This window comes from Streptomyces sp. NPDC087263 (genome assembly GCF_044744645.1).
Taxonomy (GTDB): Bacteria; Actinomycetota; Actinomycetes; order Streptomycetales; family Streptomycetaceae; genus Streptomyces.
On sequence record NZ_JBIUYT010000015.1, the window covers coordinates 18,921 to 35,295 of the forward strand.

Below are 16,375 nucleotides of genomic sequence, written 5' to 3' on the forward strand. Positions count from 1 at the left end.
CCGCCTCCCCTGGTTTGAAGGCATTGTCAGTGGCGCAGTGCACTCTTGAAGCCGGGAGGTGGTGCGGGTGCGGAGCGGGTACGACTGCGATGTGCTGGTGATCGGCGGCGGGATCGTCGGGCTGTCCACGGCGTATGCGATCACGCGCGCGGCGCCCGGCACCCGGGTCACGGTGCTGGAGAAGGAGCGTGCCCCGGCCCGCCACCAGACGGGGCGCAACAGCGGGGTGATCCACAGCGGGATCTACTACCGCCCGGGCTCCCTGAAGGCGCGGTACGCGGTGCGGGGCGCCGCCGAGATGGTCAAGTTCTGTGCGGAGTACGACATCGCGCACGCCGTCACCGGCAAGCTGATCGTCGCCACCGAGAAGGCCGAGCTGCCCCGGCTGCACGGACTGGTCCAGCGCGGCCGGGAGAACGGCATTCCGGTGCGGGAGCTGGGCCCCGCCCAGATAGCGGAGTATGAGCCCGAGGTGCGCGGGCTCGCCGCCATCCATGTCGGCACGACCGGGATCTGCGACTTCGTCGCGGTGGCACGGCAGCTCGCGGAGTCCTCCGGCGCGGAGATCCGGTACGGCGCGGACGTCGTCCGTATCGACCGGCGCTCCGGACTCGGCGCCGCCGTCCGCATGGCCGACGGGGCGGTTGTCCGCGGGCGCGTGCTGGTCAACTGCGCGGGGCTGCACTGCGACGAGATCGCCCGGCTTGCGGGAGACGATCCCGGGATGCGGATCGTGCCCTTCCGTGGCGAGTACTACACGCTGGCGCGGCCCGAGCTCGTCCATGGGCTGGTGTATCCCGTGCCCGACCCGGCGTTCCCCTTCCTCGGGGTGCATCTCACCCGGGGAATCGACGGGGGCGTGCACATCGGACCCAACGCGGTGCCCGCGCTCGCCCGGGAGGGGTACGGGTGGGGTGTCGTACGTCCGCTTGAGCTGGGCGCGACACTGGCGTGGCCCGGGGCCTGGCGGATAGCGCGGCGGCACTGGCGGTACGGGGTGGGGGAGCTACGGCGGTCGGTGTCCAAGCGCGCGTTCACGGGGGCCGTGCGGCGGCTGTTGCCCGCGGTGACCGAGGGCGACCTTGTGGCCGCCCGTGCCGGGGTCCGGGCGCAGGCGGTGCTCCGTGACGGCACCCTGGTGGACGACTTCCTCATCCGGGAGGGGCCCCGGACGGTACACGTGCTGAACGCGCCGTCGCCCGCGGCCACGGCTTCGCTGCCGATCGGGCGGGAGGTTGCCCGGCGGGCACTGGGGGCGCTGGCGGGGACGTGAGGGCGGCCCGGGCCCCGCGGCGGAACCGCTCATGGACGCTGGTTCGCCGCCCGGGCCCTGCGGCGGAACCGCTCATGGACGCTGGTTCGCCCTTCCGCCCCTACCCGTCCCGTACCTGGGGGCTGCCGCCCCCAGACCCCCACCCTCGGCCTGAACGGCCTCGTCCTCAAACGCCGGACGGGCTGAAACCCCCAGCCCCCGCCCCCCGTAAAATGAACCCCACTGTGTCTGAGCCCAACGCCTCCCCCCAAGTCCCCCGCCCCAAGGGCGAGCCCCGTTTCCCCGACGGGCCGAAGCCCGATCCCGCCGGGTCCCACTTCGAGCGGCGGATTCGGAGTTTTCAGCCGCGCCGGAGCCGGGTGACGATCGGGCAGGCGGACGCGTTGCAGCGGCTGTGGCCCAAATGGGGCCTGGATATCGACGGGCAGCGCACGCTGGACCTCGCGGAGCTGTTCGGCGGCGAGGGTCCCGTCGTACTGGAGATCGGGTTCGGGATGGGCGAGGCCACCGCGCAGATGGCGGCCGAGGACCCGGAGACCGGGATCCTGGCGGTCGACGTCCACACCCCCGGCCAGGGCAACCTGCTCAATCTCGCGGACCGGAACGGGCTGTCCAACATCCGGGTGGCCAACGGCGACGCGATCATCCTGCTCAGGGAGATGCTCACACCGGACTCCCTGAGTGGCCTGCGCGTGTACTTCCCCGACCCCTGGCCCAAGAAGCGGCACCACAAGCGGCGGCTGATCCAGCCGGAGTTCCTCGGTCTCGCCGCGACCCGCCTCCGACCGGGCGCCGTGATCCACTGCGCGACCGACTGGGAACCGTACGCCGAACAGATGCTCGAAGTGCTGAGTGCGCACCCCGACTTCGAGAACACCCGGCCCGACGGCGGTTACGCGCCACGTCCGGACTTCCGGCCGCTGACCCGTTTCGAGGGCCAGGGACTGGACAAGGGTCATGTGGTGAACGACCTGCTGTTCCGGCGCGTACAGCACCGGGACCAGCAATCCGTCGGCGACTGATCCCCCAAGACGGCACCGGCCACCACACCGGACACCATGCACCGTCGCGGGCAGCGCCCCTCCCTCGTTAGGGTCGATGCCGTGGCCACCAGCCCTCCGTACCCGACGCACCCCGCCGGCCCCGCCGACGGTGCACCGCGGCAGCGTGCGCACTGGTGGCGGAGAAGGTGGGTGCGTTACGGCGCGCTGGTCACCCTGCTCGCGATATCCGGGCTGGTGATCCTTGCCCTCGTCCGCCAGCAGACCGGCACCGAGGGCTTCCTGGTCGGCCTCGGTCTCGCCGTACTCCCCGTCCCACTCCTGATCGCCGCGTTCCGCTGGCTGGACCGCGTCGACCCGGGCCCCTGGCGGAACCTGCTCTTCGCCTTCGCCTGGGGTGCCTGCGCCGCCGCGCTCATAGCGATCGTCGCCAACAGTTTCGCGACGCGATGGATAGCGACGGCCACCGCCGACCCGACGAATGCCGACACCCTCGGCGCGACCGTCATAGCGCCCATCGTGGAGGAGTCCGCGAAGGCGGCTGCCGTCCTGCTGGTCTTCCTCTTCCGCAGGCGGGACTTCACCGGGATCGTCGACGGGGTCGTCATAGCCGGGGTCACCGCCACCGGCTTCGCCTTCACCGAGAACATCCTCTACCTCGGCACCGCCTTCGGCACCGACCAGCTCAGCGGCGACCGCGGGCTCATGTCGGTCACCGCCGCCACCTTCTTCGTCCGCGTGGTGATGTCACCCTTCGCGCACCCGCTGTTCACGGTCCTGACCGGCATCGGCTTCGGCATCGCGGCCCTGTCCGCCGAACGCCACCATGTGCGCCGCGTCCTGCTGCCCCTCGCCGGGCTCCTGCTCGCCATGGGCATGCACGCTATGTGGAACGGCTCGTCGAGTTTCGGCGAGTTCGGCTTCTTCGCGGTGTACGCCACGTTCATGGTGCCCGCGTTCGCCCTGCTGACCGGGCTGATCATCTGGACCCGGCAGCGGGAACTGCGCACCGTGCGTGCGGAACTGCCCGCGTACGCCGCCGCCGGCTGGCTGTCCGTGCCCGAGCCGTACGCGCTCGGCTCGATGCAGGCGCGCCGGATCGCCCGCAGGTACGCCGCCCGCCATCTCGGCAAGCCCGCCGCCCGCTCCGTCGCCGAGTACGAGGCGTACGCGACCTCGCTGGCGTTCCTGCGGCACCGGGGGCGCGACGGCCGCGCGGGCGCCGACTTCGTCGTACGGGAGCGGGAGTTGCTCCACGAGCTGTGGCGCCGCCGCGAGATCGCCCGCCCGGCCCTGGCGTACGCGGCCCGGGCAGCGGCAGCGGTCCCGCCGCCGCCCTGGCCCACGTACGGGTACGCGCCCGCGCACACCGAGCCCTACTGGCAGCCCTACGGGACGGCGACGCCGTACCCCGCGTACAACCCGTACCGCTCGTAGTACGTCAGGTACCGCGGCGACTGATTACGCCGACGCCTCCGTCAGCCTGCCCAGCTCCGCGTCCGTGAGGACGAGGTCCGCCACTCCCAGCAGTGCCGAAAGCTGCTCCACGGACCGCGCGGAGGCGATCGGCGCCGCGACCGTCGGCTGGGCGGCGAGCCAGGCCAGGGCGACGGTGGCGACCGGGACGTCGTGGGTCTGGGCGACCTCGTCGAGGGCGGCCAGCACACGCGGGCCCCGGTCGGTCTCCAGGTGCTTGGCCGCGCCCGCCGCACGCGGCGAGTCGACCGTCGTACCCGGGCGGTACTTGCCGGTGAGGAAGCCGGACGCGAGGCCGTAGTACGGGACGGCCGCCAGGCCCGAGCGGGAGGCGATGTCGCGGAGCGGACCCTCGTAGGTGTCGCGCGAGACCAGGTTGTACTCCGGCTGGAGGGCGACGTAGCGGGCGAGGCCCTCGCGGTCGGAGAGGTCCAGGGACTCCTGGAGCCGCTCGGGCGAGATGTTGGATGCCGCGATGTTGAGCACCTTGCCGGCCTTCACCAGCTCGTCGAGGGCGCCGATGATCTCCTCGACCGGCACCTCGGGCTTGTCGAAGTGCGTGAAGTAGAGGTCGATGTAGTCGGTGTCCAGACGGCGCAGCGACGCGTCGGCCGCGGCCTTGATGTTGTCGCCGGACAGCCCCGGGTAGTCGGGGTGCTGGCTGACCTTGGTGGCGATCACGATGTCGGAGCGGTTGCCGCGCGCCTTGACCCACTTGCCGATGATGGTCTCGGACTCACCGCCCTTGTGTCCCTCGATCCACGCCGAGTACGAGTCGGCGGTGTCGAGGAAGTTGCCGCCGGCGGCCGCGTACGCGTCGAGCACGGCGAAGGACTGTGCCTCGTCGACGGTCCAGCCCCAGATGTTGCCGCCGAGGGCGAGCGGGAAGACCTCGAGGTCCGACGAACCAAGCTTGCGAAGAGAAGTCATGCCAGGATTCAACGCCCTGAGCGGATGACTGTATTCCGCACGTACCTGACCGGCAGCCCTGACGTCGGGGGGATGACGTCAGGGCTGCCGGGGATCAGGGAACAACGCACGTACGCGCCTGTACGGCACCGTACGCGTCAGGGGTTGAGCCCCTTGCTCTGCAGCCACGCCATCGGGTCGATCCCGGTCTCGGAGCCGTCCGGGTGAACCTCCAGGTGCAGATGCGCCCCGGTGACGTTGCCCGTCGCACCCACGCGCCCGATGACATCACCGGTGGCGACCTTCTGCCCCACGCTGACGCTGATCGACGACTGGTGGCAGAACCACAGCTCCGTGCCGTCGTCGAGGGTGAGGATCGTGCGGTAGCCGTACGACCCGGCCCAGCCCGCCTCCGTGACGGTGCCGCTGTGGACCGCCTTGATCAGCGTGCCCGTGGGAGCGGCGAAGTCGAGGCCGGTGTGGTAGCCGGAGGACCACAGCGCGCCGGCCTGACCGAAGGTCGAGGTGATGGTGTACGAGGAGGTCGGCAGCGTGTAGCTCTTGGCGAGCTCGGCGAGGCGCTCGGCCTCCGCCTTGGCCGCGGCCTCCTCCTCCGCCTTCTTCTTCGCGGCGGTTTCCTTGGCCTCGGCCGCCTTCTGCTCCGCGGCGGCGGCGTCGGCTGCCTTCTTCACGGCGGCTGTCTGGGCGGCCTGCTGGGCCGCGGTGTCCGCCTGGTCCTTCTGGACCTCGGCCTGCTGCATGATGCGCGAACGCAGGACCTCGCCGGCGTCCGTGGCGCCCTGCTCGGTGTCGGCGGTCGTCAGACCGGCGCTGGTGAGCGGGGTGGTGGAGCCCTTGGCCTCGTCGCCGGAGCTGTCGTCCGAGAGGATCGAGCCGACGGACGGCAGGTCGGGTACCGAGATCGACACCGGCGGCTTACCGGGCGCCGCGGTGGCCATGCCGCCCGCGCCGACGGCGGCTATGACGCCGACGCCCAGAACGGTGGAGCTGCGAGCGAGTCCGCCGCCTCCGCGCTGCTTGGAGACGCGGTGCCGGCCGCGGATGGGAGGGAGGGATTCCTCGGTGGGATTCCACTCCTCCCGGGGGCCCTCGTCGTCCATGCCGTAACCGAAGGTGTGCGTTTGGCTCGGCGGGTACGAGGGTGCCTGGGCAGGCGGGTTGGACGCCACGTGGGCGTGCTCCTTTCCTTCCTTCTCGCCTACCGGGTTAGCTGACGGGTTCGGAGCAGGAAGGTCTCCTACGCGCGTCAACCGCTGGTGTTCCCACCGCGGAAGACGCTCGATTCACCCCAAGTTGGTGGTTCCCCGGTTCCCTTGCGGGATTCGGCGCGTGCGCACGGAGCCGACTCTTGTGACGGCTGGGACTACCGCGCTGCGTTATCGAACGTTAATAGACGCGGGCACCGGATTCCAAGCCGTTCTGACTGATCATTAACGCTTCTGGCCAGGACTTACAGGTCATCACCACCGTAAAACGGGCGAGTTGACCATCACTTGTCGGTCACCGGATTTCTGACGGTGTATCAGATGTTATGCGGAGGGACGCCATCCGATCACCCCTGGTGACAACGCGACCGAAGGCTTTCACGGACGCCGTACGGCGAGCAGCGCCATGTCGTCCGTCGTGCCGCCGCCGGAGTGCCGGCGGACCTCCTCGGCAAGGGTGGTCAACAGCGCCTCGGGCGCCGGGAAGGTCCGTCCGGCGAGGGCCGCCGCAGGATCGTAGAAGCGCCCGCGTTCGTCGCGGGCCTCGGACAGCCCGTCCGTATGGAAAAGCAGCATGGCCCCCCGCGGGAACTCCGCCTGCTGCGCGCGGTCGGGCCACATGCCCAACTCGCCCATTCCGAGGGGCAGTGCGGGATCTTCGGCGTCGAGCGAGACGAGCGTGCCGTCCGCGCGCAGGAGCAGCGGCGGGGGATGGCCGCGGTTGACGATCCGTACGATCTCCTCGCCGTGCGGGATCTCCGCCAGCACCGCCGTGGTGAACCCCTCGAAGGCGTCGAGGCTTTCGCGCCGGGTGCCCTCGCGTGCCAGGGCCCGCTCCAGGCGTCCCGCGACCGCCTCCAGCGTCGCCTCCTGCTCGGCCGCCTCGCGGAACGCCCCGATGACGACGGCGACGGCGGCCACCGCACCGATGCCCTTGCCGCGTACGTCGCCCACGATCAGCCGTACGCCGTACGGGGAGTCCTGCACCGCGTAGAGGTCACCGCCGATGAACGCGTCCTCCTGCGCCGCCTCGTACCGCGCCGCGACGTCGAGCCCGTCGATCCGCTCCTCGGGCTGCGGCAGTACGGCGCGCTGGGCGGCCTCGGCGATCTCACGGACGGAGGCGAGCCGCTCGTTGCCGCGCCGGACGACGACGTTGATGAAGGCGGCCAGTGCGGCGGCCGTCGCCACCGTGATCGCTTCGGTGACCGACTCGGCGTGCAGGACCACCCCGAGCTTCATCTGGACCGCGACGGCCCCCACGACGGCCAGGGCTCCGGTCACCACGGTGCGGCGCAGCGAGTAGAGGGGCGCCGCCACGAGCACGGCGGCCGTGAAGAGGGGGGCGCCGGTGAAGTCCTTCGGCGTGAAGTACTCGTAGAGAATCCCGGCGACGATGAGCAGTGCGGGGAACACCCGGACGAACCTCTGGGTGTACGAGACCCTCCGCCCGTCCGTTCCCGCCGGTCCGGGCGGCGCCGCGCCCGCAAGCCCGGGGTCGGGCACGGGATCGCCCGGCAACCGCCCACCGGACCGGTCGTACGACGGGTCGAGCGGCCGGTCGGGCGAACCCTCGTACGGATCGCCGTGTCGGTCGCCGCTCCGGTCGCCGGACGGATTGCTCCGGTCGTGCGGATCCCCCGCCCGCTGCTCGCCTGCTTGCTGCCCCACCCGTCCAGATTTCCCGGAGCGGGGCCGGGGGGCGACCGGTGTGAGCCGACCGGGGGACGCCGGCGTCCCCCGGGGTACAGGAAAACACCAAGGGCCGGAACTCGTGAATCCGAGTTCCGGCCCTTGGCCTTGAGTAGCGGGGACAGGATTTGAACCTGCGACCTCTGGGTTATGAGCCCAGCGAGCTACCGAGCTGCTCCACCCCGCGCCGTTGAATGCAACTATACGCCATCAGCGGGACCCCCAGGACCAGCATGGATGCCCACCCCTCAGGCGGCCGGATTCCCGGCGTGCGTGAGCGTCTCCCAGGACACGAAGAGATCGTCCGTGCCGGCCGGCCGGGTCTGCTCGGCCAGCCGGTGGGCGGCCGGGACGTGCACGTCGAGCCGGTCCTCCAGGTGGTTGAGCGCGACCTCCAGGTCAGGCCCCATGTTCCGGTCGACCCGCCCGCCGCACAGCCACGCGGGCGCCGTCTCCCCCATCTGGTATCTGGAGTGGAAGTCGAGCGCGGCCTTCAGCCGGTCCTTGACGCCGCTGTAGAGGTCGACGCCCTGGTGCCAGGCGGTCTCGGCGATGTGCGCGGTGGCGGCGAGCGAGTACCCGACGTGCTTGAAGTTGCGGCAGGTCTCCTGCGAGACCCCGTCCGTGTAGCGCTGCTGCCCGAACCAGTACGTGGTCAGCTTCTGCGGGGTGTCGACGGTGCTGCCGACGGGTGTCAGCGGCACCTTCCCGTCCTTCGCGAGGTAGAAGTACGCGGGCACGCGCTGGCGGAACCGCTCGACGGCGTCGTCGAAGGCCTTGTGGTCGTCGAGGAACACCGCGATCCCGATGGCGGCGTCGGTCATGACGAGGTCCCAGTTCCCGTTGTAGTCCGGGACCTTCCTGCTGACTTCGGGGAGGTAGGCGGTCCGCAGCATGCCCTGGAACCGTGCCACGCTCGCCGTCGGCCAGGTGGCTCCGGTGTGCCGCACGATCTCCCCGGCCCGCGCCCAGGTGGACCCGGCCCACGCGGTCTGTAGGCCGGCGTTCCCCTCCGTGTGCCTCTTCACCTTCCCCGACCAGGCGTCCATGATCTGAACCGCCTTGTCGGCGTGCTCCTGCTTGCCCGTGATGCTCCACAGCAGCGCCTGCGTGTACGCCGCGATCGCGTCCTCGCGCTCCTCGACACAGCCGTGCCCGGCCCGGGTGCCGGGCGGGCACTCGACGGTGGCGTACGGCTTCGCCTCGTACTTGTACGACCCGTACTTGCTGTCCCGCATGTCCAGGAACGCCTGCAGCCACGGCTGCTCCCCGGCGTCCACATGCCTGCGTACGGCGGTCAACTGGTCCTTGCTGACCAGCACCCCGGGGTGCTCGAACGCCGCGTCCTTCGCCCGCGCCCGCACCGTCCGCCCCTGCGACGACATCCCGCACGACGCCACCAGCCCCACCAACAGCGGCGCCACCAGCACCGCCGCCACCCGCCGCCCCACTGAACCCATCGCTGCTCCTACCTCTGTCCTCTGTGCCGGCTCAGGAGCAGCTTTACGTGTGGGGCGAGGGGGCGCAGGATCTCTTAGGCCGCCTGAGATCTTTTAGCCCGTCCGGCACTTGAGGACGGGGCCGTTCAGGCCGACTGCGGGGGTCTGGGGGCGGCAGCCCCCAGGAAGAAGGAACGGGTAGGGGGCGGCGGGGGCGAAAAAACGCACGGCCGCACCATCCACCCCGCCGCGAGCTACCCCAGCAGATGCCGATTGGGCGCCACCGCGAGCTCCTCGTACTCAGGAAGCACGACGACCTCGGCCCCCGCCGCCGCCAGAACCCCGTTCCCGTCGGCCCCCGCCACGAACGTGTCCGGCTCCCGCCAAGCGGTGACAACCCTCCGCACCCCGGCATCAAGAATGAGCCGCGCACACGGCACGGCCCGCGAAGCCCGCCGAGCACACGGCTCAAGGCTGCTGTACACGGTGGCGGACGCGAGCCGGGGATCGGCAGGATCGACCTTGGCGAGCGCAGCCTCCTCAGCGTGCACCAGGGGATCACCACCCTCCCGGGAGTACCCGCGCGCCAGCTCGGTCCCGTCCGCGGCCACCACGACCGCCCCCACACTGAACGCGCTCTCCGACGCCGGACACAAGGCCGCCAGCTCGCAGGCAACCCCCAGCCAGCGCCGGTCGGCGGCGGAGGCGAGCCCACCGGCTCCGGGCGAGGTGGGAACGTACCGAATGAGTACGACGTCCCCGACGGCCCGCGTCTCCACCATCCTCAGCCGCCCGGCGGGGTACGGGCCGGGCCCGAAGAGCCGGGGCGCGTCCGTCTCCCCGACGAACAGCGGCGCGACGGCGAGCTGGATCTCGTCCGCGAGCCCCTCCCGTACCAACTGCGTGTGCACCCGGCCGCCCCCCTCGACCATGAGGCGCCGCACACCTCGTACGTCATGGAGGTGTGCGAGGACGGCCCGCCAGTCCAGTTCGGCGCCGACCGGGACGACCTCGGTGTCCGGCCCCAGCCCCAGACCGCGCAGCCGCCCGGCGCCCTTGTCGGTCGTGTAGACGACCTTCTCGCCGCCGGTGTGCCAGAACCGCGCGCCGGGATCGAGGTCACCGGACCCACTGACCGTGACCTTCAACGGGTACGCGGAGCGCCCCGCGGCCACCCGGGCCGCGCGCCGCTCGGCCGAGTTGACCAGCAGCCGCGGGTTGTCCGTGCGGAGGGTGCCGGCGCCGACCAGGATCGCGTCACTGGACGCCCGTACCTCGTCGACGCGGTCGAAGTCGGCCGCACCGGAGAGGAGCAGCCGTTCGGGACCGGTGTCGTCGAGGAAGCCGTCGAGGGAGACGGCGGCGGACAACAGGACGTAGGGGTGGGGCATGGGGCGCACACTCCAACTCGCGACAGCTCGATACGACTCAATGGTGGCCTGTGGCCGACCGTCTCCGGTCCGCTCGACTCATGGTGGTTCAACTTTTAAACAATACCTACACTGGCGGCATGACGACCCGCTGGCTCTCCCCCGCAGAACAGCGCGCCTGGCGCTCGTACATCTCCGCGACCTCCCTCGTCGGCGACGCGATCGACCGCGGACTCCAGGCACAGGCAGGCATGCCGCACCTCTACTACTCCATCCTCGCCATGCTCTCCGAGGCGCCGGACCGGCGGCTGCGGATGACCGAGCTCGCGGAGATCCTGAAGATCACCCGCAGCCGTCTGACGTACGCCGTGACCCGGCTGGAGAACGACGGCACGGTACGCCGCGAGGGCTGCCCCAGCGACAAACGCGGCCATGTCGCCGTCCTCACGGACGAGGGCATGACCGTCCTGGAGCGGGCGGCGCCGGGGCATGTGGAGACGGTACGGAGTGCGCTCTTCGACCAGTTGACCGCCGAGGAGGTCGGACAGTTGGAGGAGATCTGCCGGAAGGTCACGCGGGCGATCGAGGGCGAGAATGCCACGGCTTCTCGGGAAGATCTGCCGTGGCGGCGGCGTTCATCCACACCATGAGGCGCGAGACGCGTGAGGCGCGTAGTACCACGAACCCCATTGCTTGAACTTTAAAGCACCATGTAGTGTGCGTTTCCAAGGATATGTTTCAAATCTTAAGCACTGGGCCGATGTACGAACCCGCTGGACCGGACCGGAGAGACAACATGCGCGACTACCCCACCGCCACGGTGCGCACCCGAGTCACCGTGCCCCTGCGTTTCGGCGACGGTTACTCGGTCGACGGGGAACTGGTCACCTTCCACGGCCTCGCCGACGGCCTGGAACACCTGGCCGTAGTCCTGGGCGAACCCGGAGCGGACCCGCTGGTGCGGCTGCACTCCGAGTGCCTGACCGGCGATGTCTTCGGCTCGGCCCGCTGCGACTGCGGCCCGCAGCTGCGCGAGGCGGTGGAACGGATCGCGGACCGCGGCGGTGTCCTGCTCTACCTCCGCCAGGAGGGCCGCGGCATCGGCCTCTACAACAAGCTCGACGCGTACGCCCTCCAGGACCAGGGCCTCGACACCTACGCCGCGAACGCCGCGCTCGGCCTCCCCGAGGACGGCCGCGACTACACCGCGGCCGCCCAGATGCTCCGGGCCCTCGGCATCGACTCCCTGGACCTGCTCTCCAACAACCCCGACAAGGCCGACCAGCTCCGCGACCTGGGTATCACGGTCGCCCACCGCGTTCCCACGGGCGTCTTCACCACCGCCCACAACGTCCGCTACCTCCGAGCCAAGGTCCTCCAGACCCAGCACACACTGCCGCTGACGGAGCTGACGGCGGGCTGACAGCCCCGCCGTCTCCGGCCGACTCCCGAAGTCGCCGCGTCCATGCCCTTGTCCTCAAGGGCATGGACGACCAGGTATGCGGAGACGGAGAGGAGCCCGTCGGCATGGGGGTACCGACGGGCTCCTCGGTCTGCGGTTCTACCGGCTCACCGAGCGCTCCGGCTCACACCGTGGCGCCGGCGAAGGTCCGGCCGAGTGCGCGTACGGTCCACCCCGCCGCCTGCCACCGCTCCACCGGCAACGCGTTGCGGCCGTCGAGGATCCGTGTGCTGCGCACCGTCGCGGCCAGCGCCTCGGGGTCGAGGTCGCGGTACTCCTGCCATTCGGTGAGATGGAGGATCAGGTCGGCCTGTTCGCACGCCTTGTCGACGTCGAGGGCGTAGTCCAGGCTCGGGAACACGGCGCGGGCGTTGTCGATCGCGGCGGGATCGTGGACGCGGACCCGGCCGCCCTGCAGCTGGATCGCGGCGGCGACATTGAGCGCGGGGGAGTCCCGTACGTCGTCGCTGTTGGGCTTGAAGGCCGCGCCGAGCACCGCGATGTTGCGGCCGAGGAAGGAGCCGCCGACGAGTTCGCGGGCCAGGTCGACGGTACGCAGCCGTCGCCCCATGTTGATCTCGTCGACCTCCTTGAGGAAGCCCAGCGACTCCTCTACCCCGAGCTCCTGCGCGCGGGCGAAGAAGGCGCGGATGTCCTTGGGCAGGCAGCCGCCGCCGAAGCCCAGGCCCGCGGAGAGGAAGCGCGGGCCGATGCGGGCGTCGTAACCGATGGCCTTTGCCACGGTGGTGACATCGCCGCCAGCGGCATCGCAGACGTCCGCGATGGCGTTGATGAAGGAGATCTTGGTGGCGAGGAAGGCGTTGGCGGACACCTTGACCAGTTCGGCCGTGGCGAGGTCGGTGGAGATCCACGGTGTGTCGTCGCTGTCCAGAACGGGGGCGTAGACGGCACGCAGGAGGATTTCGGCTGCCGGTGAGGTGACGCCGACGACCAGCCGGTCCGGGTGCAGGGTGTCCTGCACCGCGAATCCCTCACGGAGGAACTCGGGGTTCCAGGCCAGCGCGGCGGCCGCGCCGACCGGGGCGAGGGCGCGGATCCGCTCGGTGAGGCGGGCCGCGGTGCCGACGGGGACGGTGGACTTCCCGACGACCAGCGTGTCGCGGTGCAGGTGCGGGGCGAGGCCATCGACGACGGCGTCGATGTAGCGCATGTCGGCGGCGTTGGACCCGGGCTTCTGCGGGGTGCCGACGCAGATGAAGTGGACGTCACCGAACTCGGCGGCCTCAGTGAGCGAGGTGGAGAAGCGCAGCCTGCCCGCTTCGACGTTGCGGGCCAGTATCTCGTCCAGACCCGGCTCGTGGAACGGGGTCCGGCCGGCGGCCAGTGCTTCGATCTTGGCGGTGTCGACATCGACACCGAGGACGTCATGACCGATCTCGGCCATGCAGGCGGCGTGGACGGCACCGAGATATCCGGTGCCTATGACGGTGAGACGCATGTGGGGGGCCTCCTCGTAATGCGGATCAGACGGTGGGGGAACCGCTGGAGTAGCCGTTGGGGTGGAGCTGCTGGAAACGCCAGGCATCGGCGCACATGGCGGTGAGGTCGCGGGTGGTCCGCCAGCCCCAGGCGCGCTCGACGCGGCCGGGGTCGGCGATGAGGGTGGGCACGTCACCGGCGCGGCGTGCCTGGATGCGGTACGGGATGGGGGCACCGACGGCCTTGGTGAACTCGGCCAGGAGCTCCAGGACCGATGCGCCGGTCCCGGTGCCGAGGTTGAACACCCGCAGGCCCTGCTCGTCGTCGAGGTGGTCGAGGGCGACACGGTGGCCGTCGGCGACATCGGAGACGTGGATGTAGTCGCGTACTCCGGTGCCGTCGGGGGTGGGGTAGTCGTCGCCGAAGACGGGCAGTTCGGTGAGGCGGCCGACGGCGACCTGGGCCATGTAGGGCAGCACGTTGTTCGGTATGCCGGTCGGGTCCTCGCCGATCTCGCCGCTCGGGTGGGCGCCGATCGGATTGAAGTAGCGCAGGGCGATCACCGACAGCTCGGGGTACCTCGCGCACGCGTCGGCGAGCAGTTGTTCACAGAGGTACTTGGTCCGGGCGTACGGGTTGGCGGGGGCGGCGGGGTCGTCCTCGTCCAGCGGGACCTTCGGGGTCTCGCCGTAGATCGAGCAGGACGAGGAGAACACCAGTCGGCGCACTCCGTGCCGGGTCATGGCCCGGAGCAGGGTGACGGTGCCGCTGACGTTGATGTCGTAGTACTCCAGCGGGATACGGGTCGATTCGCCCACGGCCTTCTTGGCGGCGAAGTGGATGACCGAGTCGATCTCGTGGGCGGTGAACACGGCGTCCAGCGCCGCGCCGTCCCGCAGATCGGCCTGGTGGAACACCAGGGGCCGGCCTGCCAGCTTCTGCACCGCGTCCAGGGCCGGGGGCGAGCTGTTGGAGAAGTCATCGACGACGATGACCTCGTGACCGTACTGGAGGAGCTCCACACAGGTGTGGCTGCCGATGAAGCCGGCGCCACCGGTGACAAGGACAGTCTGGGGCACAGGGGTTCTCGCTTTCGTCGGGCGCGGCTACCAGCCGAGGAACGCGCTGGCGTAGGCGGGGTAGCGGGCGATGGCGATGGCGACGGGCACGGCCGCGAGCAGGGCCGCCACCAGCGGGACCGCCACGGTGCTGCGCACCGCGATGCGCAGCCGGACTCCGGCGGCGCGGGCGGCTTCCCCGGCGTGCAGCAGCGGAACGAGGAGTCCCACGACCGTGTAGGTCGTCGATCCCAGCAGGCACAGGAAGACGTAGCCGGCCGCGTGTGTCCAGCTCTCCGCGTAGAGGGCAGCGGCTGCCAGCAGCACGTTCGTCGTCAGGTAGGGGAGCGTCAGCCGCAGGGGGAGGGGTTCCAGGCCTAGGGCGGACTTGGGAGTGACCTTGAAGGTGATCTGCCGGGGCCTGATCCGCTGGAGGACCGCCGCTGTCACTCCCCAGGCGATCAGTGGCCAGCGCGTCAGGCAGTAGAGGTTGTTCTCCCAGCTGATGACAGGAGCGCGCCGGGGACGCAGCAGTCCTCGGCGCCGCAGCAGAAGTGCCAGCGCGAGCACCCAGGCCGAGATCGACCACCAGCGCAGCAGGAACTCGACGTAGTCGACGTGAATCCACGGGGTGCCGGTGACCGCGGCGACGGGCGCCAGAGCCATACCGGCCACCGTGGTCGTCGCCAGCAGCACGTAGTACGACAGGGCGTACAGGAACCGCAGCCGCAGTTTCCACGGCAGCCTGGGCAGGTGCCGGGGAACGAGGTCGAGCAGGACGGTGGTCAGGCTGCGCGACCACTGGAACTCCTGGACCAGCATGGCCGAGAAGGTCAGCGGACCGTCACCGTGCGCTTCGGCGTCGATGGCGAAGGCACCGTGCCAGCCTGCGGAGTTGAGCAGGAAGCTGGTCGAGAAGTCCTCTGCCAGCTCCGGGCCGATGCCGCCGATGGAACGCAGTGCCTGGGTACGCACCGCGTAGTGCGAGCCGATGCACGCCGGCGCCAGCCCCGCACTGTGTCCCAGCTGCGCCGGGCCGTGGAACGTCGCCTCCCGGTGCAGCCGGCCGCGCGCCGCCCAGGACAGCTCGGCGTTGGAGTCGCACACGCTCGGTGCGGCGACGTAGCCGATCGCCTCGTCGGCGAAGGGCCGGACCATCTCGGCGAGGTAGCCGGGCTCGGGGACGTGGTCACAGTCGAGCTGCGCCACCACGTCGTATTCCCAGTAGCCGATCTGGTCGTAGAAGTAGGCGAGGTTGCCTTCCTTGCACCGGGTCCTGCGGGGCCAGGTGGTCCGGTGGTAGTCCGGCACCTCGAAGCGGGTCGCCACGCCGACGTCGTTGTCGTCGCACCAGACACGTATCTCGTCGGTCGGCGACTCGTCGCACAGCCACACGTCGAAGGGGTGGGGGTAGCGCTGGTCGAGCATCGCCCGGAGGGTGGTCCTGGCGACGTCCCACGGTTCGGACGGCGCCCGCGTCACGACGAAGGCCACCCGCAGCTGCGGGATGCCGATCGAAGGGTCCACCCGCTTGAGCCGGTTGACACCGACCATGAAGTAGACGGGCATCACGGACAGGTAGAGCAGCACCGTGCCGTTGATCGCGAGACCCGGCCAGCCGACCCGGTGCGACGGCTGGAGCAGCCAGACCCAGAACAGCCCCAGGCAGGTCAGCCAGCCGGCGGTCAACACGGCGACCACGATCCGGTCGGCACGGCCCAGCACCGGTACGAACGTACTGCTGAGAAGCCGGCGCGGCCGGCCGGAGGAACGGTCGAACACCGGCCCGCTCGACGGGATCCCGACGACGTGGCCGTCGGAGAGTGTGAGCACGGCCTCGGCCAGCTGTTTGCCGTCCAGTGCGGGGGCAACGAGGGAGCTGCCGCCGCGGACCGCGGGGAGGAGGGAAGACGCCGTGGAGGTGGAGGAATCGGTACTGGAACCGGAACTGGAAGGGGACGGTCCGGCGCCTGGACGCAGAACGCTCATCTGCTGGACTCCGAGGATGTCGCTCCCGCCGGCCGCAGGG

General features: G+C 70.5%; 13 protein-coding genes, 1 tRNA gene and 1 riboswitch. Of the genes, 5 read left to right on the plus strand and 9 right to left on the minus strand.

The window, feature by feature from the left end:
* Positions 1-58 precede the first annotated feature (58 nt).
* From lhgO to ACIPC1_RS36565, 3 genes are all read left to right on the plus strand, one after another.
* Complete coding sequence (gene lhgO, locus ACIPC1_RS36555; RefSeq protein ID WP_402525219.1) at positions 59-1,273, plus strand: L-2-hydroxyglutarate oxidase; 1,215 nt, start codon at positions 59-61, stop codon at positions 1,271-1,273.
* Between the two features lie 212 nt (positions 1,274-1,485).
* A complete protein-coding gene (trmB, locus tag ACIPC1_RS36560; RefSeq protein WP_402525221.1) occupies positions 1,486-2,295 on the plus strand; it encodes a tRNA (guanosine(46)-N7)-methyltransferase TrmB in 810 nt (269 codons plus the stop codon).
* A gap of 81 nt (positions 2,296-2,376) precedes the next feature.
* Complete coding sequence (locus tag ACIPC1_RS36565; protein ID WP_402525223.1) at positions 2,377-3,711, plus strand: PrsW family intramembrane metalloprotease; 1,335 nt, start codon at positions 2,377-2,379, stop codon at positions 3,709-3,711.
* A gap of 24 nt (positions 3,712-3,735) precedes the next feature.
* Here ACIPC1_RS36565 and ACIPC1_RS36570 read toward each other — a convergent pair whose 3' ends face one another.
* The 6 genes from ACIPC1_RS36570 to ACIPC1_RS36595 form a co-directional block, all read right to left on the minus strand.
* Positions 3,736-4,680 (minus strand): aldo/keto reductase, encoded by a 945-nt coding sequence (locus ACIPC1_RS36570; RefSeq protein ID WP_402525226.1) that lies wholly within the window; start codon positions 4,678-4,680, stop codon positions 3,736-3,738.
* Positions 4,681-4,817: 137 nt separating this feature from the next.
* Positions 4,818-5,849, minus strand: a complete 1,032-nt coding sequence (locus ACIPC1_RS36575; protein WP_402525229.1) for a M23 family metallopeptidase — start codon at positions 5,847-5,849, stop codon at positions 4,818-4,820.
* An 11-nt stretch (positions 5,850-5,860) separates the two neighbouring features.
* Positions 5,861-6,018, minus strand: a riboswitch (cyclic di-AMP (ydaO/yuaA leader).
* 245 nt (positions 6,019-6,263) lie between these two features.
* A complete protein-coding gene (locus tag ACIPC1_RS36580; protein ID WP_402525232.1) occupies positions 6,264-7,556 on the minus strand; it encodes a PP2C family protein-serine/threonine phosphatase in 1,293 nt (430 codons plus the stop codon).
* Positions 7,557-7,690: 134 nt separating this feature from the next.
* Positions 7,691-7,764: transfer RNA gene (locus tag ACIPC1_RS36585), tRNA-Met, on the minus strand.
* 61 nt (positions 7,765-7,825) lie between these two features.
* Positions 7,826-9,037, minus strand: a complete 1,212-nt coding sequence (locus tag ACIPC1_RS36590; RefSeq protein ID WP_402525235.1) for an alginate lyase family protein — start codon at positions 9,035-9,037, stop codon at positions 7,826-7,828.
* Positions 9,038-9,270: 233 nt separating this feature from the next.
* Positions 9,271-10,407: a dihydrofolate reductase family protein gene (locus ACIPC1_RS36595; protein WP_402525238.1), complete on the minus strand. Its 1,137-nt coding sequence runs from the start codon at positions 10,405-10,407 to the stop codon at positions 9,271-9,273.
* A gap of 119 nt (positions 10,408-10,526) precedes the next feature.
* On the opposite strand from ACIPC1_RS36595, the gene ACIPC1_RS36600 reads away from it, so the two are divergent.
* Entirely contained in the window at positions 10,527-11,036 is a 510-nt protein-coding gene (locus ACIPC1_RS36600; protein ID WP_384387724.1) for a MarR family winged helix-turn-helix transcriptional regulator, read from the plus strand.
* 146 nt (positions 11,037-11,182) lie between these two features.
* Positions 11,183-11,809, plus strand: coding sequence for a GTP cyclohydrolase II (gene ribA / locus ACIPC1_RS36605; protein WP_384387721.1), 627 nt, complete (start codon positions 11,183-11,185; stop codon positions 11,807-11,809).
* A gap of 163 nt (positions 11,810-11,972) precedes the next feature.
* On the opposite strand, the gene ACIPC1_RS36610 is transcribed toward ribA, so the two are convergent.
* From ACIPC1_RS36610 to ACIPC1_RS36620, 3 genes are read right to left on the minus strand one after another with little or no spacing between them, the layout of a single operon-like run.
* On the minus strand, positions 11,973-13,307 hold the full coding sequence (locus ACIPC1_RS36610; RefSeq protein ID WP_402525242.1) for a UDP-glucose dehydrogenase family protein: 1,335 nt from the start codon (positions 13,305-13,307) through the stop codon (positions 11,973-11,975).
* Positions 13,308-13,332: 25 nt separating this feature from the next.
* Positions 13,333-14,367 (minus strand): UDP-glucose 4-epimerase GalE, encoded by a 1,035-nt coding sequence (gene galE / locus ACIPC1_RS36615; RefSeq protein WP_402525245.1) that lies wholly within the window; start codon positions 14,365-14,367, stop codon positions 13,333-13,335.
* Positions 14,368-14,394: 27 nt separating this feature from the next.
* Positions 14,395-16,335 (minus strand): glycosyltransferase family 2 protein, encoded by a 1,941-nt coding sequence (locus ACIPC1_RS36620; protein WP_402525248.1) that lies wholly within the window; start codon positions 16,333-16,335, stop codon positions 14,395-14,397.
* Between the last annotated feature and the right edge of the window lie 40 nt (positions 16,336-16,375).